At 61.4% G+C, this 23839-nt stretch carries 26 protein-coding genes; 10 read left to right on the top strand and 16 right to left on the bottom strand.

What is annotated here, in order from left to right:
• Positions 1-106 precede the first annotated feature (106 nt).
• Entirely contained in the window at positions 107-919 is an 813-nt protein-coding gene (locus VC35_RS13105; protein ID WP_046040576.1) for an alpha/beta fold hydrolase, read from the top strand.
• Between the two features lie 94 nt (positions 920-1013).
• On the opposite strand, the gene dsbG is transcribed toward VC35_RS13105, so the two are convergent.
• Genes dsbG through dsbD form a run of 3 tightly spaced genes read right to left on the bottom strand, consistent with a single transcriptional unit; the run spans position 1014 to position 4347 of the window.
• Positions 1014-1781, bottom strand: coding sequence for a thiol:disulfide interchange protein DsbG (dsbG, locus tag VC35_RS13100; protein WP_046040574.1), 768 nt, complete (start codon positions 1779-1781; stop codon positions 1014-1016).
• Entirely contained in the window at positions 1757-2611 is an 855-nt protein-coding gene (locus VC35_RS13095; RefSeq protein ID WP_046040572.1) for a TlpA disulfide reductase family protein, read from the bottom strand. The genes dsbG and VC35_RS13095 overlap by 25 nt, the downstream gene beginning before the upstream one ends.
• Complete coding sequence (gene dsbD / locus VC35_RS13090; RefSeq protein ID WP_046040570.1) at positions 2611-4347, bottom strand: protein-disulfide reductase DsbD; 1737 nt, start codon at positions 4345-4347, stop codon at positions 2611-2613. Before dsbD ends, VC35_RS13095 begins: the two co-directional genes overlap by 1 nt.
• A gap of 154 nt (positions 4348-4501) precedes the next feature.
• On the opposite strand from dsbD, the gene VC35_RS13085 reads away from it, so the two are divergent.
• The 4 genes from VC35_RS13085 (at position 4502) to VC35_RS13070 (ending at position 8492) form a co-directional block, all read left to right on the top strand.
• Positions 4502-5182: a response regulator gene (locus VC35_RS13085; protein WP_046040568.1), complete on the top strand. Its 681-nt coding sequence runs from the start codon at positions 4502-4504 to the stop codon at positions 5180-5182.
• Positions 5179-6504 (top strand): ATP-binding protein, encoded by a 1326-nt coding sequence (locus tag VC35_RS13080; protein WP_046040566.1) that lies wholly within the window; start codon positions 5179-5181, stop codon positions 6502-6504. The genes VC35_RS13085 and VC35_RS13080 overlap by 4 nt, the downstream gene beginning before the upstream one ends.
• Positions 6505-6782: 278 nt before the next feature.
• Positions 6783-8183, top strand: a complete 1401-nt coding sequence (locus VC35_RS13075) for an aspartate aminotransferase family protein (protein ID WP_046040564.1) — start codon at positions 6783-6785, stop codon at positions 8181-8183.
• 81 nt (positions 8184-8264) lie between these two features.
• Positions 8265-8492, top strand: coding sequence for an MbtH family protein (locus VC35_RS13070; protein ID WP_046040562.1), 228 nt, complete (start codon positions 8265-8267; stop codon positions 8490-8492).
• Between the two features lie 176 nt (positions 8493-8668).
• On the opposite strand, the gene VC35_RS13065 is transcribed toward VC35_RS13070, so the two are convergent.
• The 9 genes from VC35_RS13065 to VC35_RS13025 form a co-directional block, all read right to left on the bottom strand.
• Positions 8669-9571 carry a metal ABC transporter substrate-binding protein gene (locus tag VC35_RS13065; protein ID WP_046040561.1) on the bottom strand — a complete coding sequence of 301 codons (903 nt, stop codon included), beginning with the start codon at positions 9569-9571 and terminating at the stop codon, positions 8669-8671.
• A complete protein-coding gene (locus VC35_RS13060) occupies positions 9572-10471 on the bottom strand; it encodes a metal ABC transporter permease (protein ID WP_046040558.1) in 900 nt (299 codons plus the stop codon).
• Positions 10471-11172 carry a metal ABC transporter ATP-binding protein gene (locus tag VC35_RS13055; protein ID WP_185754778.1) on the bottom strand — a complete coding sequence of 234 codons (702 nt, stop codon included), beginning with the start codon at positions 11170-11172 and terminating at the stop codon, positions 10471-10473. Before VC35_RS13055 ends, VC35_RS13060 begins: the two co-directional genes overlap by 1 nt.
• Positions 11173-11312: 140 nt before the next feature.
• Positions 11313-12239, bottom strand: a complete 927-nt coding sequence (locus VC35_RS13050; RefSeq protein WP_046040554.1) for a metal ABC transporter substrate-binding protein — start codon at positions 12237-12239, stop codon at positions 11313-11315.
• Between the two features lie 35 nt (positions 12240-12274).
• Positions 12275-12847 (bottom strand): DUF6162 family protein, encoded by a 573-nt coding sequence (locus VC35_RS13045; protein WP_046040552.1) that lies wholly within the window; start codon positions 12845-12847, stop codon positions 12275-12277.
• The gene (locus VC35_RS13040) at positions 12844-13173 is read right to left on the bottom strand and encodes a hypothetical protein (RefSeq protein ID WP_046040551.1); all 330 of its coding nucleotides are present in this window, start codon (positions 13171-13173) and stop codon (positions 12844-12846) included. The genes VC35_RS13045 and VC35_RS13040 overlap by 4 nt, the downstream gene beginning before the upstream one ends.
• Positions 13170-13712, bottom strand: a complete 543-nt coding sequence (locus VC35_RS13035) for a hypothetical protein (protein ID WP_046040550.1) — start codon at positions 13710-13712, stop codon at positions 13170-13172. The genes VC35_RS13040 and VC35_RS13035 overlap by 4 nt, the downstream gene beginning before the upstream one ends.
• Positions 13709-14911, bottom strand: a complete 1203-nt coding sequence (locus VC35_RS13030) for a PepSY-associated TM helix domain-containing protein (protein WP_046040549.1) — start codon at positions 14909-14911, stop codon at positions 13709-13711. Before VC35_RS13030 ends, VC35_RS13035 begins: the two co-directional genes overlap by 4 nt.
• Before the next feature lie 288 nt (positions 14912-15199).
• Entirely contained in the window at positions 15200-15658 is a 459-nt protein-coding gene (locus VC35_RS13025; protein WP_046040548.1) for a VOC family protein, read from the bottom strand.
• Between the two features lie 288 nt (positions 15659-15946).
• Between VC35_RS13025 and VC35_RS13020 the strand changes: the two genes are divergently transcribed.
• The 4 genes from VC35_RS13020 (at position 15947) to VC35_RS13005 (ending at position 20170) form a co-directional block, all read left to right on the top strand.
• Positions 15947-16216, top strand: coding sequence for a lipoprotein (locus VC35_RS13020; protein WP_046040546.1), 270 nt, complete (start codon positions 15947-15949; stop codon positions 16214-16216).
• 101 nt (positions 16217-16317) lie between these two features.
• Positions 16318-16932 (top strand): LysE family translocator, encoded by a 615-nt coding sequence (locus tag VC35_RS13015; RefSeq protein ID WP_046040543.1) that lies wholly within the window; start codon positions 16318-16320, stop codon positions 16930-16932.
• A 206-nt stretch (positions 16933-17138) separates the two neighbouring features.
• A complete protein-coding gene (locus tag VC35_RS13010) occupies positions 17139-18296 on the top strand; it encodes a cysteine desulfurase family protein (RefSeq protein WP_046040542.1) in 1158 nt (385 codons plus the stop codon).
• A 65-nt stretch (positions 18297-18361) separates the two neighbouring features.
• Entirely contained in the window at positions 18362-20170 is a 1809-nt protein-coding gene (locus VC35_RS13005; protein ID WP_046040540.1) for an aminopeptidase P family protein, read from the top strand.
• Between the two features lie 158 nt (positions 20171-20328).
• Here the strand turns inward: VC35_RS13005 and VC35_RS13000 are convergent, their stop codons facing one another.
• Both VC35_RS13000 and VC35_RS12995 read right to left on the bottom strand, forming a co-directional pair.
• Complete coding sequence (locus VC35_RS13000) at positions 20329-20919, bottom strand: 2-hydroxychromene-2-carboxylate isomerase (RefSeq protein ID WP_046040537.1); 591 nt, start codon at positions 20917-20919, stop codon at positions 20329-20331.
• A gap of 36 nt (positions 20920-20955) precedes the next feature.
• Positions 20956-21684 carry an SDR family oxidoreductase gene (locus VC35_RS12995; protein ID WP_046040535.1) on the bottom strand — a complete coding sequence of 243 codons (729 nt, stop codon included), beginning with the start codon at positions 21682-21684 and terminating at the stop codon, positions 20956-20958.
• A 93-nt stretch (positions 21685-21777) separates the two neighbouring features.
• Between VC35_RS12995 and VC35_RS12990 the strand changes: the two genes are divergently transcribed.
• The gene (locus tag VC35_RS12990) at positions 21778-22338 is read left to right on the top strand and encodes a TetR/AcrR family transcriptional regulator (protein WP_046040532.1); all 561 of its coding nucleotides are present in this window, start codon (positions 21778-21780) and stop codon (positions 22336-22338) included.
• 14 nt (positions 22339-22352) lie between these two features.
• Here the strand turns inward: VC35_RS12990 and VC35_RS12985 are convergent, their stop codons facing one another.
• Positions 22353-22634: a hypothetical protein gene (locus VC35_RS12985; protein WP_046040530.1), complete on the bottom strand. Its 282-nt coding sequence runs from the start codon at positions 22632-22634 to the stop codon at positions 22353-22355.
• A gap of 169 nt (positions 22635-22803) precedes the next feature.
• Positions 22804-23691 (bottom strand): threonine/homoserine exporter RhtA, encoded by an 888-nt coding sequence (rhtA, locus tag VC35_RS12980; protein ID WP_046040527.1) that lies wholly within the window; start codon positions 23689-23691, stop codon positions 22804-22806.
• Positions 23692-23839: the final 148 nt, after the last annotated feature.

The following is a 23839-nucleotide window of genomic DNA, read 5'->3' as shown; positions in this document are numbered from 1 at the left end:
GACTTGCCCGCGAAGGCGGTGGCACAAACGCACACACTCCAGCGATTGACGAGGGACTGTCTGCCGCTCAGTCTTCCGGTTCCATTTTTACTCGCGGAGACAGTCGATGCCCTTCGTAACGATAGACGGACAACCCCTTCACTACATCGATCAAGGCACCGGCCCGGCGGTGCTGCTGGCCGGCAGCTATCTGTGGGACCAGGCCATGTGGGCGCCGCAGATTGCTGCGCTGTCGCAGCAGTATCGGGTGATAGCACTGGACCTGTGGGGGCATGGCCAATCCGGACCTTTGCCTGTCGGTACGACATCGCTGGATGACCTGGCGCGTCAGGCCTTGGTCCTGCTCGACCATCTGGACATCGAGCGGGTCACGCTGGTCGGCCTGTCGGTCGGTGGCATGTGGGGCGTGCGCCTGGCGCTGTCGGCTGCGCACCGGCTCAATGGCCTGGTGTTGATGGACACCTACGTCGGCGCCGAACCGGAGCCGACTCGCCAGTATTACTTTTCACTGTTGAAGCAGATCGAAGAGGCGGGTGTCATCACTCCAGCGCTGCTGGATATCGTGGTGCCGATTTTCTTCCGGCCGGGCATTGATCCGCAGTCGGCGCTCTACCGGGATTTTCATGCTTCCCTCGTGGCTCTGCCTGCGGATCGTCTGCGTGAAAGTATCGTGCCGATGGGGCGGATTACGTTTGGACGGGATGACCAGTTATCGCGTCTGGGCGAACTGGACGCAACGACCACACTGGTGATGTGCGGCGATCAGGACAAGCCTCGGCCACCGAGTGAAGCCCGTGAAATGGCTGAGCTGATTGGCTGCCCTTGGGTGCTGGTGCCGGAGGCGGGGCATATTTCCAATCTGGAGAATCCGGCGTTTGTGACTCAAACCTTGTTGGCATTTTTGGCCGGCCGGGCTTAGTTGAATCTACCGACGCCATCGCGAGCAGGCTCGCTCCCACAGGTAATCACCTTTCCCTGTGGGAGCGAGCTTGCTCGCGATGGCGGCGCTGAAGTCACTTCGGCCCGAGAATCTTTGCCAGTTTGTCCGGCGACGGCGCGCCTTGCTGCTGTTGCAGATTGCCCTTGTCGTCCATGTAGAAAATCGCTGGTGTCGCCTGCAACTCCAGTTCTTCCATCAATTGCATGTTGGCCGCGAATTTTGCCTGAATCGCCGGCGGCACTTCCTTCAAGGCCTTGAGCGAACTGTCCTTGCCAGCGGCTTCGTGGTCCTGCAGGGCTTTTTCCGGGTCTTTGGCGGCGAGCAGTGCGGCGGATTTTCCTGGGCTGTCTTCGCGGATGATGCCCACCATGATGTGGCGCAACTGCACCTTGCCAGCCTTGACCCACGGCCGGGCCTGTTCCCAGAACATGTTGCAGTAGGGGCAGTTCGGGTCACTGAACAGGTACACCACGCGTGGCGCATCCTTCTTGCCGTCGCCGATCCAGTTGCTGGTTTCGAACTTGGCCCAGACTTCCTTGGCCATCGGGGCATACACCAGTTTCTGCAAAGGTGCGCTGCTCAGGTCATTGCCCTCGGCGTCATACAGGTTGCCCAGCAACACGTGTTTGCCATCCGGGGTCAGGTACAGCGCCATGCCGCGGTTCTGGTATTGCGCGGCATAACCGCGCAAGCCGTCGGGGGCGTCGAACTGGCCGACGATTTTCGCGCCCTTGGCCTCGATTTTCTTGATCGCATCGGGCAACTCTTCGGCCTGCACCGATGGCAGGTGCAACAGGGCAGCACCGAGGCTCAGGGTCAGCAGGTGGCGGAGGCGGGGCATGGCAATTTCCTTGAAGAGGTGGCGGGTACGGTGTCGAAATTTTCCAGTGCGCGGGCCAGGCTGGCTTCCGACAACTCGCCCAGATGGCTGCCCAGCAGGCGACCCTCGGGGTTGTAGAACAGCGTAGTCGGTAACGCCATGGAACCGACGGCCTGGCTCAGACGCCCACTGCCGTCGAACAGCACGTTGGACAGGCTCAGGCCCTGGGTTTCCAGGAAGGTCGCGACGCTTTGCATGCTTTCCGCCTGATTGACGAACAGGAACGTCAGGTCCGGCCGGTGTTGCTGGGCGTTTTCCAGCACCGGCATTTCCCGGCGGCACGGCGGGCACCAGGTGGCCCAGAGATTGATCACCAAGGGGCCGCCCTTGTAGTCGGCCAGTTGCACGGTTTCGCCGGCGGCGTTGCGCAGGGTGATTTCCGGCAGGCGTGTGCCTTGTTCATAAATCGACAGGGAGAACGTCGCCAACAGCCAGAATGCCAGGCCACTGGCCACGCCAAAGCCCAATGGACGGCGCAGGCCCGGGCGACGCCAGCCGCGATACAGCGTGGCGAGCAAAACCACGACCACCCCCGGCCAGGCGAGGAAACCGCCATCGCGCAGGTCGATGACCTGCCACGGGTCGTTGCGATAATGCACCCAATAGACCGCCACGAAACTGATTCGGGCCGCCAGCATGCCCAATAGAAACAGGCTGAACAGCACCGACTCGGGGTTTTCACCACCACGCTTGGCAACCCGCCAGCCGACAAAAGTGGCCAGCGCCAGTGCACTGATCAGCAGCAGGTGATTAAGCGCGATGGCAAAGGTGCCGAGGGTGAAGGTCAGCATTAACGGGCGTCTCGGGTGATGGTCCAGCGTTGCAGGAAAGTATCGGCATCGACCTCGCCGGTGATGCGCTGGCTGCGCCGCTCTTCACCGTCCGCGCCAATCCACAGCAGGCTCGGCGGCCCTGGCACTTTGTAACGGCCGAGCAGTTCGCGGCTGGCGGCATTGTCGGCGGTGACGTCCAGTCGGAGCAAGCGCACATCGCCCAAGGCTTCGAGGACACGGGTTTTACCGAAGACCTGTTTTTCCATGATCTTGCACGACACGCACCAGTCGGCGTAGTAGTCCAGCAGCACCCACTGGCCCTGAGCGTGTGCGGCGTCGAGTTCCCGTTGCAGTGCCTGCGGATCCTTGACGGTGGTGAAGGCATCGTGGCCAACCGGCACGGCGGCCACCGCCTGGTTCGAGGCGCGGTAGACCTGCAATGGCTTGAACGGATCATCGCCGCCACCGGCCGCACCGATTACCAACAGGCCACCCCACAAACCGAGCAGCAACGAACTGGCGCCAAACAGGTGCGCGATACGGCCAAAACCTTCCGACTGTTTCCAGGCGCTGTAGGCCGCGATCAACAGCAGTGCACCGCACAAGCCGACCCACAGGGATTCGTCCAGCACCGGGCGCAGCATCAGCAATGCGGTGGCGAGGAACAGGAAGCCGAAAATGCCTTTGACCAGGTTCATCCAGGCGCCGGGCTTGGGCATGAAGCGATTGCCGACGGTCACCAGCAGCAACAGCGGAACACCGATGCCGATGCCCATGGCGAACAGAATCAATCCGCCATGCAACGCGTTACCGCTTTGCGCGATGTAGAGCAGGGCGCCGGCCAGCGGTGCGGTCATGCACGGGCCCACCAGCAGACCGGACAGCGCCCCCAGCACCCCGGCACCGATCAGGTTGCCGCCGCGTTGATTGCGCGAGACGTTTTCCAGGCGATCACGCAAGGCCACCGGCAGTTGCAGTTCGAAGAAGCCGAACATCGGCAGCGCCAGCAGCACGAAAATCGCCGCGAAACTGCCCAGCAGCCAAGGGTTCTGCAACCAGGCTTGCAGGTTCGCCCCGAGGGAGGCGGCCAGGACACCCATTGCCGCATACACCAGCGCCATGCTGATCACGTAGCTGCTGGCCAGGGCGAATCCACGTCTGGGCGTGGCGCCGCTGCCGACGATCAACCCGGCCAGAATCGGCAGCATCGGCAATGAACAAGGCGTGAAGGCCAGCAACAGGCCCAAGCCGAAGAACAGCAAAAGGCTCCAGCCCAGCGCCCGTTGTTGCAGGCTGCTGGCCAGCGCCTGATCCGGTGCTTCAGTGGCCGCATTCAGCGCATTGGCATTGCCCAGGTCCACGACTCTGGTTTGTGGCGGATAGCACAAACCGGCATCGGCGCAGCCCTGGTAACTGACCTTGACCTGACCGCTCGCGCCAGCCGGAATCTTCAGTTCCAGGCCCTGGCGGTAGACTTGCTGTTCACCGAAAAACTCGTCGCTGTGGGCTTCACCTACCGGCAACGCAGGATGCTGCCCGACCGGCAATCCGTCGAACTTCAGGCGTTTCTGGTACAGGTAGTAGCCGTCGGTGATCTGCCAATAGAGCTGGGTTTCACCGGATTCAAGACGTTCAGAGGTAAACGTGAAGGCTTTATCAACCGGGAGAAATTCAGGTTTGGTGTCGAACGGATTGGTTCCCGCCTGGGCCAGGCCCGCGATCAAGAGGGTAAAAAGTAAAAACAGACGACGCATGGATAAGCCTTTGCCCTGTGCTAATGAGGTGCACAGTGGCGGGTGGCGATTAACCGATGATTAACCGCCCTGGCCTTGTAGCGATGGCGCTTGCGGCATAATGTCGACTTAATCGGTCAACGGCTTAATAGGCTTTATTTCTACGAGGCTCCCCATGCACGTACTGGTTTGCGAAGACGATGAATTGATCGCCAGCGGTATCGTCGCCGGCCTGACCGCCCAGGGCCTGACCGTGGAACACGTCGCCACGGCGTCCGCCGCCCGGGCGATGCTCAAGGTCGCGGAGTTCGACGTGATGGTGCTCGATCTCGGCCTGCCCGATGAAGATGGCCTCAAGTTGCTGCAGCAGTTGCGTCACCATGGCCTGGAAATCCCGGTGCTGATTCTCACCGCGCGGGATTCGGTCACCGACCGGGTTGACGGCCTGCAAGCCGGCGCCGACGATTACCTGCTCAAACCGTTCGACCTGCGCGAACTCGCCGCGCGTTTACATACCCTATTACGGCGGGTAGCGGGACGCAGCGTCAATCTGATCGAGCACGGTCGTCTGACCTACGACCCGAGCAGCCGCGAAACCACGCTCGCGGGGCAGCCAGTGGACCTGTCGCGTCGCGAGCAGTCATTGCTGCAAGCCTTGCTGCATAACCGTGGCCGCGTGTTGTCCACCGAGCAGCTCAAGGACAGCGTCTACGGTTTCAACGATGAGCTGGAAAGCAACGCCCTCAACGTCCATATCCATCACCTGCGGCGCAAGCTCGGCAACGGCATTGTCGAGACGGTGCGCGGCCTGGGTTATCGCCTGGGGCCGGCTGATGGCGGAGAAGAATCGAAGTGATGAGTCTGCGTTTGCGCCTGAGCCTGACGCTCGGCGCCGCATTTGCCTTGATCTGGGCCCTGGCCGCGGCCTGGATGCTCAGCGATTTGCGTAATCAAATGATGTTTTCCCTCGACCAGCGCCTGGTGGCCTCGGCGCGCATGGTCGCCGGCCTGATGGAGCAACTGCCGCCCGTGCCGAGCAAGGGCGAGGGCACCCATTTCAGCGCCGAACAACTGAACATTCCGGGTGGCATGGCCTGTCAGGTCAGTTCGTTGCGCGGTGAAATCCTCGCCCGCAGTCACACCGAGCCGCAGCAGACCCTGGAGGCCGAGAAACTCGGTTTTCACGATCAGATGATCGACGGCGCGCCGTGGCGCAGTTTCACACTGGCCCGGGGCGATCTGCGTATCACCACCGCCGACCGGCAGATCGAGCGCGAGGCGTTGAACATGTCGATCCTGCTGGCCGCTTCGGTGCCGGTGGGCGTGGCGCTGCTCGGTTGCCTGTGCCTGCTCTGGCTGGGCATCGGCCAGGGGCTGGCGCCGCTCAACCGCATGCGCGACGCCTTGATGCGCCGCAGCGCCGACTCCCTCGAACCCTTGCAGATCCAGCCGCTGCCCAGCGAGCTGCAGCCCTTGCTGGAAACCCAGAATCAGTTGCTCCAGCGCATCGGCAAGACCATCGAGCGCGAACGTCGCCTGACCGGTGACGCGGCCCACGAACTGCGTAGCCCGCTGACCGCGATCAAGACCCACCTGCAAGTGGCGCGGATGACTGAAGGTAGCGCCCGGGATCAGTCCCTGGCCCGGGCCGAAGAGGGCGCCGACCGCATGCACCGGACCCTCGAACAGTTGCTGTTGCTGGCGCGAGTCGAGGGCAGTCTGTCGTTTGACGATGGTGTGCAGTGCAACGCCGAGCAAGTGGCGAAACTGGCGATCCAGGACGCGGCGAGCGGCGATCGCCAGCGCATCAGGTTTCAGGCGCCCGGTAAGGTTTCCGCCGCGCCTGTACAAATGCCCGCCGTGCTGTCGATTGCCGCGCTGCGCAACTTGCTCGACAACGCACTGCGCCATACCCCTGCGGACAAAACGGTGGAGTTGAGCCTGGAAACCACCGGCAATCGTGTGCAGTTCGTGGTGCGCGACCATGGGCCGGGGATTGCCGAAGAAGATCTGCAACACCTGACCCAGCGCTTCTGGCGCAACGGTCAGAGCACCGGTTGTGGTCTGGGGCTGGCGATTGTCCAGGCCATCGTTCAGCGTTGCGGTTGCACGCTGCATTTCGATAGCCGGCCGGACGGTTTGCGGGTTGAACTGACTATGCCACTGCAACCGATCTGAAAAGCACTGAAAAAACCTGTGGGAGCGAGCTTGCTCGCGATGGCGTCGTGTCAGTCGACATCAATGTTGCCTGATACACCGCTTTCGCGAGCAGGCTCGCTCCCACCGGGGAACTGTGTTTGCCGTCGACTGTAACTTCTCTCCATCCGCCTAAATCCTTCCAGCGCTGATGCGTTTCCAGAACAGGAAAACCTGACAAGTGCGCCCCGTGACCGGACCGCGCACCTGCCCGGTGTGCAGTTTTGGTCACTATCAGCAGCGTATTGAGGGGTCGAGAGATGTCAGTCGCTACCAGCCTTATCGAAGAGCAGCCGGCGACGCCCGCCGAGACGCTTTATCAATTCAACGAATCGCCGCTGTTGGCCCGTCAGAGCCGGCAGGAATCCAACGCCCGCAGCTATCCACGGCGCATTCCCCTGGCACTCAAGCGCGCCAGGGGCCTGTATGTCGAAGACGTCGAAGGTCGAACCTTCATCGATTGCCTGGCCGGAGCCGGGACCCTGGCCCTGGGACACAATCACCCGGTGGTGATCGAAGCCATCCAGCAAGTGCTGGCCGATGAACTGCCGCTGCATACCCTCGACCTGACCACGCCGGTCAAGGACCGGTTTGTCCAGGACTTGTTCGGCTTGCTGCCAGCAGCCCTGGCCGCTGAAGCGAAGATCCAGTTCTGCGGCCCGACCGGCACCGACGCCGTGGAAGCAGCACTGAAACTGGTGCGTACCGCCACTGGTCGCAGCACCGTGCTGTCTTTCCAGGGTGGTTATCACGGCATGAGTCAGGGCGCGTTGAGCCTGATGGGCAGCCTGGGGCCGAAAAAGCCCCTGGGTGCCTTGCTCGGCAGCGGCGTGCAGTTCATGCCGTACCCTTACGATTACCGCTGCCCGTTCGGGCTCGGCGGCGCGCAAGGGGTGAAAGCCAACCTGAGTTACCTGGAAAACCTGCTCAATGATCCCGAGGCTGGCGTGCAATTGCCGGCGGCGGTGATCGTGGAAGTGGTGCAGGGCGAGGGCGGGGTGATCCCGGCGGATCTGGACTGGTTGCGCGGTGTGCGGCGGATCACCGAAGCGGCTGGTGTCGCGCTGATCGTCGATGAAATCCAGAGTGGCTTCGCTCGCACCGGCAAGATGTTCGCCTTCGAGCATGCCGGGATCATTCCCGATGTCGTGGTGATGTCCAAGGCCATCGGCGGCAGTCTGCCGCTGGCGGTCGTGGTCTATCGCGACTGGCTCGACACCTGGCTGCCGGGCGCCCATGCCGGGACGTTCCGTGGCAATCAGATGGCCATGGCCGCCGGTTCCGCGGTGATGCGTTATCTGGTGGAGCACAAGGTCTGCGAGCATGCCGCCGCGATGGGCGAGCGCCTGGCCGAGCACCTGCGCATCCTGCAGCGGGACTTCCCGCAACTGGGTGACATTCGCGGGCGTGGCTTGATGCTCGGCATCGAACTGGTCGACCCGACCGGCGCACTGGATGCCCAAGGCCATCCGCCGGCCTTCGCCCGCCTGGCACCCCTGCTGCAGCGCGAATGCCTCAAGCGTGGCTTGATCCTGGAGCTCGGTGGTCGCCATGGCGCGGTGGTGCGCTTCCTGCCGCCATTAGTGATTACCGCTGTGCAGATCGATCGCGTGGCCGAAATCTTCGGCCGGGCCCTGGTCGCCGCCACTGCCAATCCTTAAATTTTCCGCCCTGCGGAACGTTCTTTCTACATAGCGGCTGCGCACACAGCGCAGCCCGCCCGAAAACGATGGAGAGACACCATGACATCAGTATTCGACCGCGAGGACATCCTCTTTCAGGTCGTGGTCAACCACGAAGAGCAATACTCGATCTGGCCCGACTACAAAGCCGTGCCACAAGGCTGGCGCACCGTGGGCAAAAGCGGGCTGAAAAAGGAATGCCTGGCTTATATTGAAGAGACCTGGACCGACATGCGTCCGTTGAGCCTGCGGCAGAAAATGGACGAGCCGGCGGCTTTGGCGCACTGATCCGTCACGCCAAAAGAAGCCCGCTGGACTGGTAACAGTCGGCGGGCTTTTTCAGGTCTGGAGTTTGTGTTGTCTGTAAGGCCGCCTTCGCGAGCAAGCCCGCTCCCACAGGGGACCGCATTTCCAATGTGGGAGCGGGCTTGCTCGCGAAGAACGATAACGCGGTCCAACTGAGGTTACACGCCACTAAGCCCCTTGATGACCAGATCCACATTCCCCTCCAGCTCCGCCACCGGATCCTCGGCATCGGTACTCAACACCACCAACCGGCTACCCGACCCGGCAATCACCGCTTTCAGCGAATCTGACGGCTGCCGGTGATGCAGCACCACCGCCACGTCATTGTCCTTGAGGGTTGTGCCCAACTGCTTTAGCGCCTCCGGTGTCCACTCGGCATCGGCGCGTGGGTCCAGGCCGATCAATTCCAGATTGAGACTGCCGATCAGGTAGCCGAAGTGATCGCTCAGGCTCATCACACTGAGGTTGTCCGCATTGGCCAGCCGCGCCTCGCTGGCGGCACTGAGCTTGAGCAAACGCTGCTTGAGCGCTGCCAGGTTGGCGTCGATTTTCGGCTTGGCCTCGGGGGCCAGGCGCACCAGGTCCGCCGCCATTACATCGGCCATGCGCCCCATGTTATTGCTGGAGAACCACGGCTGACTGTTCAGCCCGTCGACCTTGTTGTCGGGCTGTACGGCTATGCCGGGCAGGGCGCCGTCCAACGGGCGGGCGGCGTCGACTTCGACGATGCGGATGTTGCTGCGCCGGGAGATCGGGTAAAGCGGGTCATCCGGCCACAGTGAGCGCAGGCCGATCACCGCATCGGCATCGTTCGCCAGCTTGGCCAGCGCCGGGGCACCACGGCCGGTGAAGTAGGCGGTCTGGCGGCTGCCGGGCAGGTTGGCCGGCGCGGCGCGTTCGAGTCTGACATCGGTGCCCTTGAGCAAGACTTCACCCAGCCCATAAGTAATCGGCAAGGAGGCCAGTACACGCAGCGGTTTGCCGTTGTCGGCGGCCATGGTCGTTGTCGCCAGCCCGCACAGGGCGACGGCGAGGGTCAGTTGGCGCAGTGAAAAAGTCATTTATCCAAGGTTCCCTTTCAGGCTGGGGACGACGCCGCGCGCGAAGGCGGCCAGGGCGAAGGCGATGCCGGCCACGAGGATGATCGCGGCACCGGACGGGATCGGCAGGTCGAAGACGATCGGCGCGAGAATCCCGCACAGGGTGCTGACGGTGGCGATCAGTACCGAGCACCAGAAAAAGCCCTTCAGCGATTGGCTGAGCAGGCGTGCCGCGGCGGCCGGAATCACCAGCAGGGCGCCCACCAGAATCGCGCCGATAACCTTCACGGCGGCGACGGTGATCAGCGTCACCAGAATCACGAACAGATAATCCAGGGTTTTCACCGCCACCCCGCGTACCGCCGCCAGTTGCGGATTGAAACTGGCGAGCATGATGCGGTTGTACAAAGGCAAGGCCAGGGCCATGACCAGCGAACCGACGATGGCCAGCACCAGCAGGTCATTGCCGTTGACCGTCAGCACCGAGCCAAACAGTACGTTTTCCAGAATGTGCACGTTGATTTTGCCTGCCAGAATCAGCAGCAGGCTCGCGCCCAGGGCGAGCGACACCGACAGAAACACACCGATCAAGGTGTCCGGCGCCAGGCCGGTGCGGTTGCGCAGGTAATTGAGCAGGATGCCGAACAGCAGGCAGTAGCCGAACAGGCTGCCGTAAGGCCCGGTGTAGGGTTCGCCGAGCAGGATGCCGATGGCCACGCCGGTCAGCGCAGCATGACCGACCGCCTCGGAGAAAAACGCGAAGCGCTTGACCACCACCAGCGTGCCCAGGCCACCCAGCACCGGGCCGATCAGCAGTCCGGCGATCAAGGCGTTGACCACGAACCCATAGGCCAGCGCCTCGGGCAGATAACCCGACGACGCCCAGCCCTGGACCATCAGGCGAAAAGCTTCGTAACTCATCAGGCAGGGCTCCGTGGGTGAGTCGAGAACAGCGTCAACAGACGCTCCGGTGTCAGCGCCTGTTGCGGCGTGGCGTCGAACAGCACCCGGCGATTGAGCCCGGTGACGTGATCGGCCAGGCGCCCGACCGCTTCCAGGTCGTGCTCGATCCACAGCACGGTAATGCCCGCCGCTCGCCAGTCGCCGAGCAAGCGTTCGAACACCTGGATGCCGGCCTCATCGAGGGCGGACATCGGTTCGTCGAGCACCAGCAATTGCGGAGGCGGAATCAGCCCTTGGGCCAGCAACACCCGTTGCCGTTCGCCACCGGACAGCGCGCCCATGCGGCGCTTGCGTTTGTCCTGCATGCCGACCCACTCCAGCGCCTCGCCAATCGCTGGCGCGTAGTGTTTGCTCAAGCCGAGAAAGGCCGGGCGACGCTGGCACATGGCGGCCATGAAATCCTCGACGGTCATCGGCAAGCCCCGGTCGAACTCCAGCGCCTGTGGCACATAGCCGATGGTCCCCGGCCCGGCGGGCCATTGCAGGCTCAAACGACCCTGGTGCGGCATTTGCCCGAGCAGGGTCTTGATCAGCGAGCTCTTGCCGCCGCCGTTGGGGCCGACCAGTGCATGCACACTGCCGGGGCGGACCTTGAAGGTCACCTGGTCGAGGATCGTCGTGCGGCCAAGGGCCAGGCTGACGTCAGCAAAATCCAGCATCGGCCCCGAACTCTGTAGGAGCGAGCTTGCTCGCGATAGCGGTGTGTCAGTCAACGATGATATTGACTGACTGGACGCCTTCGCGAGCAGGCTCTCTCCCACAGGGGATTCTGCATCGGCCAGGATGGTTTCCTTCGATGTCATGCCCCCGACTCCTGAATCGCCCGCACCACGGTATTGAGGTTGCCGGTCATTTCCTTTTCGTACTTGTCGGCGGTGTATTCGCCGTAGGATATGTGCGACAGCGGATACAGCTTCACCCCGGACTCGCGCTGGATGGTGTCGACGTAAGTGGAAGGAAAATCCATCTCCGAGAAGATCACCTTCACGTCCAGCTCACGCAGTTGATCGATGGTTTTTTTCAGCTGGCTCGGGCTTGGCTCGATACCGTGGGCTGGCTCGACCACAGCTGTCACTTCCAGGCCGAACTCACGCAACAGGTAGTCGTAGGCCGCGTGCACGGTGGCCACCCGCAGTTCGGCGTTCGGTGCCTGGGTCAGTTTGGCCAGGGCGTCGGCGCGCATCTTGCGCAGGCGCTTGCCGTAGGCGCGGGCGTTTTCGGTATAGGTCCTGGCGTTGGCCGGGTCGAGCTTGCCCAGCTCCCGGGCGATGTTGTTGACCTGGGCGATCGAGGCGCTGATCGACAGGAAGGTGTGCGGGTTCACCACTTTACCGGCACCGCGTGCTGCCACGCCGGTGGCGGCCAGCAGCGGTACGTTTTCGTTGGCTTCGATCACCGGGACCTTTGGGGTTTCGCTGGCGGCGATCATGCGGTCGGCGAAATCGTCATGGCCGACACCGTTGAGCACGATCACGTCCAGCCCGCTGATGCGCTTGATGTCTTCGGCGCGGGGCTCGTAGGCATGCGGGTTGAAACCGGCCGGAATCAGCGGCACCACCTCGGCCTTGTCGCCGACGATGTTCGCCACGTAGCTGTAGTAAGGATGCAGGGTGATGCCGATGCGCAGACGCTTGGCTTCGTCGGCGCTGGCCAGTGATGGCAACAGGCAGGCGAACAAGCCGACCAGCAGCAGGCGCAAAAAACAACGGTGAGATGAATTGGGCATGGGAAAGCGGTCTTCTCTCGGAAAAAGGCGAGGGTTCAGTGCCGGTGCTGGCGGGTCACGCCGGCATCGAATTGCGCGACGACCTGCTGCCAGCCGGCGCTTTCGAGCGCGACGTCGCTGAGGTCGGCCGGTGCCGTGAGCGTGCTGGCGCGGTTGAGCCAGATGTCCGGTGCACCATTGGCTGCGGCCAGACGCATCAGGAATGAACCGGTGACCGTCGGCGTCTGGCTCTGGCCGAAATAGGCCTTGGCGTCGAGCAATTGCCAGGCATGGCCGCCCCGGCTGACGGAGCTGGCATCCTGGGCAAACGGGGCAAAACCTTCCTCGGCGAGGGCCTCGGGAGTCGGCAACGTTTGCTGCTCCTGGCGCAGCAAATGGATCTCGTCCAGCGTCACCCGCAGATCGGCATAGATACCTTGCTCGGATGCACTGAGGTCACGGCGCGCATCCAGTTGATGGCTGCTGACGCTGCTCACCTCAAGGGACTCACCGCGCCAGAGCACCACCGAGCCGGCCACCGTCAAGATCATCAGGCACAACAGCAGAACGTAGAGGGTTTCGTGACCGGCACCGGCCGGGCGCACGACTTGGGTCGTTGGAGTGCTCATGGTGCCTCGATGTCCGCTTGGTCTATTTCCACGACGTGACCGGGACCGGCATCGAACAGCACATAGAACTCGGTGCCGGGCTTCTTGAAGGTCAGGGTCGAATCAGGCCCGAGCTTGCCCGGCACCAGGATGGTTTCGTCGTAGCCGATCACATCGAGGGTCACGCCCGGAGCGCCGCTGCCGTCGGAAAAACCGCCGGTGCACTTGATCTGCTCCGCGTCGATGGCCTTGCATTCGCACATCGGGTTGTGGGCCAGGGCGCTGGGGCTGAAGCCGGCGCAGAGCACCAGCAACAGGGTGTTGAGCGGGCGAAGAGGGTTGATCATGGTTTGCCTCCTTGTTTGTTCAACCAGGCGATGGTGGCGGGGGAGGCCTGGCTCAAAGGAATGGATGCCTGATGCATGGCGCCGTCCCAGCCTTCCATGGTGATCCACAGTTCGGCGTCGGCCGTGGTCTTTTCCGGGACGGGCAGCGAAGCGCCCATGCGGTACGGGGCGCCGAAGAAAATCACCCCGGCGGCGCGCAGGCTGCGGGGCTTGCCGATGCGCAGGTAAGTGGCCTTGACCTGGCCGATACAGGCCTCGCACAGCGCGGCGTTGAAACCCTTCATGTAGCCGGCGGGGCCTTCGAGCATCGGGGCTGAATTGCGCAATTCCGCCAGGCGCAGGCTCCAGGGACCGACCCGGACTTCGCCGACTTCCCGTTCGCCAAGGCCACTGTCGCCGCGCATCAATGCCTCGTCGGCAAAGTACTTGGGCATGAAACCAAGTGGAATCAGCAGCAACAGGACGTTCAGGTGAAAGCGCCATTTGTGCCAGAACAGACTCAGGCGCGAGGGTTGCGGGGCTGCAATGTCTTTGCTCACAGTTCGACCCCCGACACTTCGTTATTCGTGGCCGGTTGTATCGCGGTGTCGAGCTGTTTCTTGTTGTTGCGTTTGAAGGCATTGGCCGTGGCCAGCGCCGTGCGCTTGGTCCAGATCAGCAGGCCGCTGAGCACCATCATGCTCAGCAAAAGGCCGAAGAATGCCCAGATCAGCTTGATCCACAGTCCGCCGAAATCGCCGGTGTGCAGCGGGCGCATGGACTCGGTGACGAACTCCAGGGCCGAACGGTCCGAGATCAGGCGCGAGGCGGCGATTTCGCCGTTGTACGGGTTGATGGTGGCGGTCTGGAACATCAAGGGATACCAACCGCGTCCGCCGACATCCAGGTGGCTGTAGGCATTACCCGGCAGGCTGACGAAACTGGCCTCCAGCCCGGAGATTTCCTGGGTGGCGATTTCAATCGCGCGATCAAGGTCGATACGCGGTGGGGGCGAGCCATCGGCTGACAGCGGCACCGCTTCGCGGGACATCGCCGGGATGATCTGTTCCGTGGAAATGGAAATCTGGTTATCGGACAGCAATGCCTGGATCAGGAACCAGGTGCCGGTGACGGAAATCACCGCGATGAACCAGATCGACCAGATGCCGCTCAAGCGGTGAAAGTCGCCCCAGAAAATCCGCGCGCCGTGGCGAATGCGCAGGGTCGGACGGAAGAAGCCTTTCCAGAAGCGTTTGTAGACCACCAGCCCGGTGATCAGCGACGCCAGCAATGGCAAGCCGAGAAACGACACCAGGTACCAGCCCCAACTGTAACCATTGGTGAACGGCACCAGCCACCAAGCGTGCAGGGCGCGGGTGAAGGCGCGGAAGTTGAACTCCGGCGCGACACCCTGGATCACGCCGCTGTACGGATTGACATAAATCACCACCGAGCGCCCGTCGGGGTAGCTGACTTCGACATCCAGGGCGAAGTGCGACTCGTCGGGGCGGCTGATGCTCTGCACCACGGTCTGCGGTTCGGCCCTGTTGATGGCCTCGATGACCTGCTGGTAGCTGAGCAGCGGAGCATCGTCCGAGGGCTGGCTGGCGCGCATTGGCGGGTTGGCCAGCCAGACGATCTCCTGGCTGATGACGGCCAGGGTTCCGGTCACACAGACGATCAGCACGAAAAACCAGATCGGCAATGCCAGCCAACTATGGACCAGGAACCAGATTTTTGAACGGGACTTCTTTGACATGTTGGAGGTCTTGGCTCGATGAGAGGCAGCTCGGCTGCGGGCTTCGCAGGGATGAGCGCCCTGAAGGTCCAGTCGTGGCTTTTGCCTACGCGAAAGGACTGCATCTAGGTAGGACGGATGAGCAGGGGAAATCCCGAAAGGGGAAATGAAAGAAAATGTTTCTCATTGCCGATATTTGTGGGCGGGCTTGCTTGCGCAAGTGATCAGCAAGTCGGCGGTGCTGTTGAAGGCGGGGTCCCTGTTGGAGCGAGCCTGCTCGAGAAGCGGCCCGCTCCAACACCTGGGATTTCAACTTTGGGCAAACATCTCCTTCGCCCGTTGCTCGATCTGTTCCTGGGTCAGGTCTTCCTTGCGCGTGGCCAGGAACCACAGGTGCCCGTAGGGATCCTTCAAGGTGCCCGAACGGTCGCCGTAAAACTGATCCTTGACCTCCGATACAACGGTTGCGCCGGCATCGATCGCCTGTTTATAGGACTTGTCGACATCCGTTACGTACAAATGCAGACCCACGGACGGCGAGTTGTCCGGGTTGCTCAGCGGCCCTTGATCACACGGTGTGCCCAGCATGATCGGGCAATCGCCGATGCGCAGTTCAGCGTGGCCGACACTGCCACCGGGCATGTCCAGGCGCATGATTTCAACGGCGCCAAAGGCTTTTTTGTAGAACGCGATGGCTTCGGCGGCTTTGTTGATGCCCAGATAGGGGGTGACGCTGTGATACCCCTCTGGAATGGGTTTGACGCTCATGATGGATCTCCCTGTTGTTGTTTTGTGAATGGAAAGTACCTGTGCCGTTGTACGACCGAATAAATATAGGCCAGCCTTTTTCGCCTCACCGACTGCCCGACGAGCAGCAGCGCCATTCAAGTGCCATCAGGCCGGCTCCAACCAGTGCGCTCCCGGCCCGCGTTCTCCCGGCAATCGACAATGATCGCCATTTCTTGATAGCCACTATTGAAAGCGTTGATTTCTGCTGGCCGGGAGGCGCGAGTAGCCTGTGTTCATTGCCTTGAACCCAGTCGCCAGGACGCCAAAATGAAACCGATGATTGCCACTTTGCTGATGCTCGCCGTCTCAGTACTCACCGGATGTGCCAGCCATGTTTCCCCTGAGCTTCGGCCTTACACGGCTGAAGAAAGCAAGGAACTGGCACTGGAGGCGCTGAACCGCCGCGGTCTGTCCTTCGACGAATACCACGCGAAAAAAGCCGAACTGCTCGGCCAGCCGCAAAAGTCGTTCAACTTCGACAATCAGGGTGAAATGAACGCCGGGCGATCTGTACAGCTTCACGGTCGTTCAAGCTGAAGCGAAACTGTACTGCTCCAAGTTTCGCGTAACTGTCCATGGGTTTCGTCCGGGGTGTGCGATAGGGTCAACACCTGACCGACCCTGACGGACTGCCACCCATGACGCTCTCACTCGACCTGCTGCTGGGCTTCGCCCTGTTTGCCCTCGTCACCTCGATCACACCCGGCCCGAACAACACCATGTTGCTGGCATCCGGGGTGAACTTCGGCTTCAACCGCACGATTCCGCACATGCTCGGCATCACTTGTGGCTTCTTTGTACTGGTGGTGGCGGTCGGCTTTGGCCTTGGTGCGGTATTCAAGACTTACCCTTTGCTCTACACCGTTCTGCGTTATGCGGGGGCGGCGTATCTGCTGTATCTGGCGTGGAAAATCGCCCATTCCGGGCCCATGTCGGAGAGTCAGCAGGGCGAGGCGAAACCGATCAGCTATCTGGGTGCCGCCGCGTTCCAGTGGGTCAATCCCAAGGCCTGGATCATGGCCATTGGCGCCATCAGCACCTACACACCGATGCAGGGTTACTTCACGAATGTGATCGTGATCGCGGCCGTCTTTGCGATCATCAACCTGCCGAGCGTCGGTGTCTGGGCCGCTTGCGGCACGCTGTTGCGCAATGTTCTGAAAGATCGCCGCTGGCTGCGCCTGTTCAATTGGGGCATGGCCGCGCTGCTCGTGGGTTCGCTGTATCCGCTGTTGCTCGAAAGCTTTAGCTGACGCATTGCTTCAACCGCTTGCCCGATGCCTGTTAAGCTGAGTTTTCAGGAGCGTTCCTACGCACTATTAAATGAAGTAGTTCTTCTTTAACGGCATCCGATCAGGTATTGGTAGCGTTCTGAAAACAGCGCGCAGCTCACAAGGCTGCGCTTTGCCGTTTGCAGTCACGAGCTTCCTGATCCCGGAACACGCTCTGCGAGTCTTTTATGAATAAACGTCCGTTGTATTTCGATTACGCCGCCACCACGCCGGTGGATGAGCGGGTCATCAAGGTGATGGTCGAGTGTCTGGGCTTTACCGGCAATTTCGGAAACCCGGCCTCCAGCTCCCACGTCTTCGGCCAGCAGGCCCGGCAATCGGTCGAACAGGCGCGACACCAGGTCGCCGAACTGGTCGGCGCGACGCCCGGGCAGATCGTCTGGACCTCCGGCGCCACCGAATCCAACAACCTTGCGCTCAAAGGCGTGACCCAGGCCCGCGGCACTGGCGGCGGCCATATCATCACCAGCCAGATCGAACACAAGGCCATTCTTGATACCGCCAGGCAACTGCAGGATGCCGGTGTCGCGGTGACCTATCTGGTGCCGGACGCCGAGGGCCTGATCACCGCGCAAGCGGTCAGCGAAGCCATGCGCGAGGACACCTTCCTGGTGTCGCTGATGCTGGTCAACAACGAACTGGGTACCCTCAACGACATTCCCGCCATCGGTCAGGTCGTGCGTGATCGCGGGGCTTTGTTCCATGTCGACGCCGCACAGGGCGCGGGCAAAGTGGCGATCGATCTCGGGCAGTGGCCGGTGGACCTGATGTCGTTTTCCGCGCACAAGCTCTATGGCCCCAAAGGTATCGGCGCGTTGTACGTCGGTCCGCGTGCACAACAGCGTTTGCAGGCGCAGATCCATGGCGGCGGGCATGAGGGCGGTTTGCGTTCCGGCACACTGGCGACCCATCAGATTGTGGCCATGGGCGCGGCCTTTGCATTGGCGGCGGCTGCGTTCGATGAAGAGAAAGCCACCATCGTGCGTTTGCGTGAACGCTTGCTCGAGCAATTGCAGAGTATTCCCGGCGTGTGTCTCAACGGCAGCCCGACCCAGCGCATTCCCCATACCCTGAGCCTTACCTTCAGCGAAGGCGAGTTCAACCCGGCGGCGTTGCTGGCCTCGATCGCGTTTTCCGCGACGTCGGCCTGCAATTCCGCGAGCAATACCCCATCCCATGTACTGCTGGCCCTGGGGCTCGATGCCCGCTCGGCCGGCCGCACCATCCGCTTGAGCCTCGGGCGTTTCACCACCGAGCAGGACATCGACCAGGCGGTTCAACTGATCAAGGCAGCCTGCGCCAGTGCTCCGGCATTCTGGCAATAGGGCGACGAAGTGCCGACGTTGATCGGCACTCAACAATAATGAACAAGTGATTAGCAGGAGACACGATGAATACGCAGCTTTCGATCAATGGCTCGGTGCCTCAGCGCCTGGCGCAAACCCGCGAACTGATGAGCCGGGAGGGCATTCACGCCTTGCTGGTGCCGTCGGCCGACCCGCACCTGTCCGAATACCTGCCGGGTTACTGGCAAGGGCGCCAGTGGTTGTCGGGTTTCCATGGTTCGGTCGGCACCCTGATCGTGACCCCGGACTTTGCCGGCGTCTGGGCCGACAGCCGTTATTGGGAGCAGGCGACCAAGGAACTCAAGGGCAGCGGTATTGATCTGGTCAAGCTGCAACCGGGTCAACCCGGGCCACTGGAATGGCTGGCCGAGCAAACCCCCGAGGGTGGCGTTGTCGCAGTCGACGGCGCGGTCATGGCCGTGGCTTCGGCACGAACCCTGGGCACCAAGCTTGAAGAGCGCGGCGCTCGCCTGCGCACCGACATCGATCTGTTGAGCGGCGTCTGGAGCGACCGCCCAGGCCTGCCGAACGAACCGATCTATCAGCACCTGCCTCCACAGGCGACCGTCAGCCGTGGCGAAAAACTCGCCAAGCTGCGTGAAACCCTTCAGGCGCGGGGTGCCGACTGGCATTTCATCGCCACCCTGGATGATATCGCCTGGCTGTTCAACCTGCGTGGCGGCGACGTGTCGTTCAACCCGGTGTTTGTTTCTTTCGCCCTGATCAATCAACAGCAGGCCACGCTGTTTGTCGCCTTGAGCAAAGTCAGCGCCGAGCTGCGCGCCATCCTCGAACAGGACGGCGTGACCTTGCGCGATTACAGCGAGGTCGCCGCCGCACTGCGCGCCGTGCCGAGCGGTGCGAGCCTGCAAGTCGACCCGGCGCGGGTCACGGCGGGGTTGCTGGACAACCTGAACAGCGGGGTGAAGCTGATCGAAGGCCTGAACCCGACCACCCTGGCCAAATCGCAAAAAAGCCTGGCCGATGCCGAACACATCCGTCAGGCCATGGAACAGGACGGCGCAGCGCTGTGCGAATTCTTCGCCTGGCTGGACTCGGCGTTGGGGCGTGAGCGCATCACCGAACTGACCATTGATGAAAAACTCACCGCCGCCCGTGAGCGCCGTCCGGATTATGTGTCGCTGAGCTTCAATACCATCGCCGCGTTCAACGCTAATGGCGCGATGCCGCACTACCACGCCACCGAAGAAGAACACGCGGTGATCGAAGGGGACGGTCTGCTGCTGATCGACTCCGGCGGCCAGTACCTTGGTGGCACCACCGACATCACGCGGATGGTTGCGGTGGGCACACCAACCGATGAGCAAAAACGCGATTGCACCCGCGTGCTCAAGGGCGTGATTGCCTTGTCCCGCGCGCAGTTCCCGAAAGGCATCCTGTCGCCGCTGCTCGATGCCATCGCCCGTGCGCCCATCTGGGCGGAAAGTGTCGACTACGGTCACGGCACCGGTCATGGCGTCGGCTACTTCCTGAACGTCCACGAAGGTCCGCAAGTCATCGCTTATCAGGCCGCACCTGCACCGCAAACCGCGATGCAACCCGGCATGATCACGTCCATTGAACCGGGCACCTATCGTCCGGGTCGTTGGGGTGTGCGGATCGAAAACCTGGCGATGAACCGTGAGGCAGGCAAAAGCGAATTCGGCGAGTTCCTCAAGTTCGAAACCCTGACCCTGTGCCCGATAGATACGCGCTGCCTGGAAACCTCGCTGCTGTCGGTCGAGGAAAAGCAGTGGTTCAACGCCTACCACGCCGAAGTGCGCGAGCGCCTGAGTCCGTTGGTCGAGGATGCCGCGCTTGAGTGGCTCAATACCCGCACCGCGGCTATCTGATTGGCTGTAGCCCGGGCGCTGTCTCCAGCGCTTGGCTTATTTAGTCGACAAAGGCTCTGCCCCTGGCGAATTGGCGACGACTCGCCGGGGCAAACCACAAAAACCGCCCATCTGCGGCTCTTGTCGGGAGCGGCGACGGGGCGGTTGGTGGTCGGGGCTTAGCTCAAGGCTTCGAGCACGAAGTCCAGTCGATCCTGGCCGAAGTACAGCTGGTTATCGACAAACATGCTGGGTACGCCGAATACGCCGCGCTGCACCGCTTTCTCGGTGTTGTCCTTGAGCGTTGCCTTGACTGTTTCGTCGGCGGTCAGTGCCAGCACTTCATTGGGATCGAAACCGTTGTCGCTCAACACCGCCGCCACGGTTGCCGGGTCATTGAGGTTGCGGCCTTCGACCCACAGGGCCTTGAACAGGCAGTCAATGAAGGCAACAAAACGCTCGGGATGGTGCAATTGAATGCCGGTCACGGCACGCATCAGCAACAGGGTGTTGATCGGGAAGTGCGGATTGAATTTCAGTGGCACGCCGTAGCGTCGGGCATAACGGTCGAGGTCCTGAATCATGTGGCGGCCCTTGGCCGGAATGGTCGCTGGTGAGGCGTTGCCGGTGGCCTTGAACACACCGCCGAGCAGGATCGGGATGTAGATCAGCTGGCTGTCGGTTTGCTCACAGATTGCCGGTAGCTGGGTGTACGCCAGGTAGGTGGTGGGGCTGCCCAGGTCAAAAAGGAATTCCACGGTTTTGCTCATGTTCTGTGCACTCTGCTTATTGTTGTAGGGGAGGGCTTACCAGCGTTCGCTCCAGGGGCGCAGGTCCAGTTCGAAAGTCCAGGCGTCGCGGGGCTGGCTGTGCAGGTACCAGTAATTCTCGGCAATGTGTTCGGGGTTGAGGATGCCGTCCTGATCCTTGGTCGCGTATTTCTCTGGGAAGCTGTCGCGGATGAAATCGGTATCGATGGCGCCGTCGACGACGACATGGGCAACGTGAATGTTCATCGGGCCGAGTTCTCGGGCCATGCTTTGCGCCAGCGCACGAATGCCGTGCTTGGCACCGGCAAATGCGGCGAACCCGGCTGCGCCACGCAGGCCAGCAGTGGCACCGGTGAACAGAATCGTGCCCCGCTGGCGCTTGGCCATGCGAATGGCCACTTCACGCGCATTGAGAAAACCGGAAAAGCAGGCCATTTCCCAGATCTTGAAATACTTGCGTGCAGTTTCTTCGAGAATGCTGCACGGCACGTTGGCACCGATGTTGAAGACAAATGCCTCGATGGGGCCGATCTCGCTTTCGATCTGCTCGACCAGTGCTACCACATCATCTTCCTTGCGGGCATCGCAGGCGAAACCGTGGGCCTCGCCACCATCGGCCTTGATGGCATCCACAAGTGGCTGGAGCTTGTCCGCACTGCGCCGGGTGACGCAGGCAACAAAACCCTCCTGGGCAAAACGCTTGGCAATGGCGCCGCCCGTGGCATCACCTGCACCGACGACCAGTACGACCTTCTTGTTATTCATGGGTAGATCCCTTTTGGTAAACGATCGTTAACTAAACGAACGTTATGCTATGATTCGACAGACGTCAAGACGAGCAATCCAGGGGGAAGGACAATGCGTTATTCGGCCAGTCACAAGCTGGAAACCAGGCAAAGGCTGCTGGAAAGCAGTGCGGTATCGGCCAAGAAGTCCGGATTTTCAACGGTGGGCGTGGACGGCCTGATGAAAGCGATTGGCTTGAGTGGCGGCGCCTTCTATAGCCATTTCTCGTCGAAAGACGAGCTGTTCGCAAGCATTGTCGAGCGTGAGTTGGGACAAAGCCTGACGCGACTGGGGGAGGGGCAGGACCGTGACAAGCTTGAGCGCTGCTTGAAACAGTACCTGAGTATGTCTCACGTCGAGAATCCGGAATCCGGTTGTGCATTACCGGCATTGGGGGCGGAAATTTCCCGTTCCGACGTGACTGTCCGCCAGCAGGCAGAGCACTGGATTTGTCGGCTTCAGGAAAGTTGGGCGGGTGTCCTGCAAAGCGACAGCCTGGCGTGGGCGATTCTGTCGCAATGTATTGGCGCGCTGGTCGTGGCGCGCATGCTGGCTAGCCCGGATATCCAGCGCACAGTGCTGAAGTCCAGCTACGAGGAAATTGGCCGTCAGATCGCCAGTCCGAGGACCTGACGCAACGGCCCTGCCTATTTGCAGATGACAATCATGCTGCGGCTGGTATAGCCCGCAGGATTGAGGCCAAACGGATAATCGCCGGGCTCTTCCACGGCATCTCCCGACTTGGCGATGACCTTGTACCCCTTGGGTGCGCAGGAATTGGCGGCGCTGTCGTAGCATTTGTCCCAGGACGAAGACAGTCCGGAACAGTTGATGTGTAGCCCTTTCTTGCCGTGCTTGATCTGAGTTTCCGAGGTCGCTGCGCAGCCCGCAATTGCAAGTACGGCGATCAGTATCAACATTCGTTTCATTACTGTCCTTATAGCGTCCCCGGATCTTGTGCCCGGGTCTGGCTGCATTCGCTTTCGCTAGACGCGTACCGATATCCCTTTCTGAAATTGTCCGTGGTATGACTCTGGGTTGCGAGGCTAAACATGGCCTAATTGAGCGGCAAATACCAGACCCGTGACATATCAGCTCTCAATCTGCCGCTACTGCTGGCCTGGTGGCAGAGCTCATTGTCATGGTGGCGCCGACGGATGCCAGAATGATGCACATGATTGCCATCCACTGTGACAGCGAGAGGTATTCGTGAAGGAACAGCAAGCCAGATAGCGCGCCGAAGGCAGGCTCGATACTCATCAGTGTGCCGAAGGTCCTGGCCGGCATGCGGGTCAGTGCGACCATCTCCAGTGTGTAGGGGAGGGCCGTGGACAAGATGGCGACGCCGAGGGCTATAGGGATCAATGACGGACTCAGCAGAGCGGAACCTGCATGGACAATACCTATGGGGGCTACGAAGAGCGCAGCGATCATTACCCCCAGCGCGGCGGTTTGCACGCCATTGTCGGCCCCGGCTTTTTGCCCGAACAAAATGTACAGTGCCCAGCAGACCCCGGCACCCAAGGCATAACCGGTGCCTACCAGATCGATACCGGCGGTCGCTTCTCCCGTCGGTATCAGTAACAGTAAGCCGACGGCAGCCAGTGCGATCCACAAGAAGTCGATCGCGCGACGCGAGGAGTAGATCGCCACCGCCAGCGGGCCGGTGAATTCAAGCGCCACCGCGATGCCCAGCGGGACGGTTTGCAACGACATATAGAAGAGGAAGTTCATGCCGCCCAGCGCCATCCCGTAGACGATGACGGTGCGCAGGGACCTTGCGGTGAGTTTTGCCCGCCATGGACGCAATATCAGCATCATGATCACGCTGGCAAAAATCAGTCGTAATGTTGTCGTCCCCTGTGGGCCGACAACGGAGAACATGCTTTTGGCCAGGGAGGCTCCGGACTGGATCGACGCCATGGCTATGAGCAGCAGCCCAACCGAGAACAGGGTAGAAGCTAGGCTGCGAGGCTGATCATTCATTACGTGGCATCGTCCAAAATATAGGCATCAAGGGTATTTCTATTTGTGTTGGGCAATATACTGCGCATTCCCTGCTGGCGCGTCTATATATAAGCAGTGTTTTTGCACATATCGATAGAAACCCGAATCAGTGCTTGACGGCAGATTC

The sequence above is a fragment of the Pseudomonas fluorescens genome (genome assembly GCF_000967965.1).
GTDB classification, from domain to species: Bacteria; Pseudomonadota; Gammaproteobacteria; order Pseudomonadales; family Pseudomonadaceae; genus Aquipseudomonas; species Aquipseudomonas grandcourensis.
This window is presented reverse-complemented; position numbering and strand designations above follow the sequence as displayed.

Bases quoted from the DNA above. Each gene is read 5' to 3' on its own strand.
- VC35_RS13105 (WP_046040576.1), top strand. From the start codon at position 107: ATGCCCTTCGTAACGATAGACGGACAACCCCTTCACTACATCGATCAA.
- dsbG (WP_046040574.1), bottom strand. From the start codon at position 1,781: ATGCCCCGCCTCCGCCACCTGCTGACCCTGAGCCTCGGTGCTGCCCTG.
- VC35_RS13095 (WP_046040572.1), bottom strand. From the start codon at position 2,611: ATGCTGACCTTCACCCTCGGCACCTTTGCCATCGCGCTTAATCACCTG.
- dsbD (WP_046040570.1), bottom strand. From the start codon at position 4,347: ATGCGTCGTCTGTTTTTACTTTTTACCCTCTTGATCGCGGGCCTGGCC.
- VC35_RS13085 (WP_046040568.1), top strand. From the start codon at position 4,502: ATGCACGTACTGGTTTGCGAAGACGATGAATTGATCGCCAGCGGTATC.
- VC35_RS13075 (WP_046040564.1), top strand. From the start codon at position 6,783: ATGTCAGTCGCTACCAGCCTTATCGAAGAGCAGCCGGCGACGCCCGCC.
- VC35_RS13070 (WP_046040562.1), top strand. From the start codon at position 8,265: ATGACATCAGTATTCGACCGCGAGGACATCCTCTTTCAGGTCGTGGTC.
- VC35_RS13065 (WP_046040561.1), bottom strand. From the start codon at position 9,571: ATGACTTTTTCACTGCGCCAACTGACCCTCGCCGTCGCCCTGTGCGGG.
- VC35_RS13060 (WP_046040558.1), bottom strand. From the start codon at position 10,471: ATGAGTTACGAAGCTTTTCGCCTGATGGTCCAGGGCTGGGCGTCGTCG.
- VC35_RS13055 (WP_185754778.1), bottom strand. From the start codon at position 11,172: ATGCTGGATTTTGCTGACGTCAGCCTGGCCCTTGGCCGCACGACGATC.
- VC35_RS13050 (WP_046040554.1), bottom strand. From the start codon at position 12,239: ATGCCCAATTCATCTCACCGTTGTTTTTTGCGCCTGCTGCTGGTCGGC.
- VC35_RS13045 (WP_046040552.1), bottom strand. From the start codon at position 12,847: ATGAGCACTCCAACGACCCAAGTCGTGCGCCCGGCCGGTGCCGGTCAC.
- VC35_RS13040 (WP_046040551.1), bottom strand. From the start codon at position 13,173: ATGATCAACCCTCTTCGCCCGCTCAACACCCTGTTGCTGGTGCTCTGC.
- VC35_RS13030 (WP_046040549.1), bottom strand. From the start codon at position 14,911: ATGTCAAAGAAGTCCCGTTCAAAAATCTGGTTCCTGGTCCATAGTTGG.
- VC35_RS13025 (WP_046040548.1), bottom strand. From the start codon at position 15,658: ATGAGCGTCAAACCCATTCCAGAGGGGTATCACAGCGTCACCCCCTAT.
- VC35_RS13020 (WP_046040546.1), top strand. From the start codon at position 15,947: ATGAAACCGATGATTGCCACTTTGCTGATGCTCGCCGTCTCAGTACTC.
- VC35_RS13015 (WP_046040543.1), top strand. From the start codon at position 16,318: ATGACGCTCTCACTCGACCTGCTGCTGGGCTTCGCCCTGTTTGCCCTC.
- VC35_RS13010 (WP_046040542.1), top strand. From the start codon at position 17,139: ATGAATAAACGTCCGTTGTATTTCGATTACGCCGCCACCACGCCGGTG.
- VC35_RS13005 (WP_046040540.1), top strand. From the start codon at position 18,362: ATGAATACGCAGCTTTCGATCAATGGCTCGGTGCCTCAGCGCCTGGCG.
- VC35_RS13000 (WP_046040537.1), bottom strand. From the start codon at position 20,919: ATGAGCAAAACCGTGGAATTCCTTTTTGACCTGGGCAGCCCCACCACC.
- VC35_RS12995 (WP_046040535.1), bottom strand. From the start codon at position 21,684: ATGAATAACAAGAAGGTCGTACTGGTCGTCGGTGCAGGTGATGCCACG.
- VC35_RS12990 (WP_046040532.1), top strand. From the start codon at position 21,778: ATGCGTTATTCGGCCAGTCACAAGCTGGAAACCAGGCAAAGGCTGCTG.
- VC35_RS12985 (WP_046040530.1), bottom strand. From the start codon at position 22,634: ATGAAACGAATGTTGATACTGATCGCCGTACTTGCAATTGCGGGCTGC.
- rhtA (WP_046040527.1), bottom strand. From the start codon at position 23,691: ATGAATGATCAGCCTCGCAGCCTAGCTTCTACCCTGTTCTCGGTTGGG.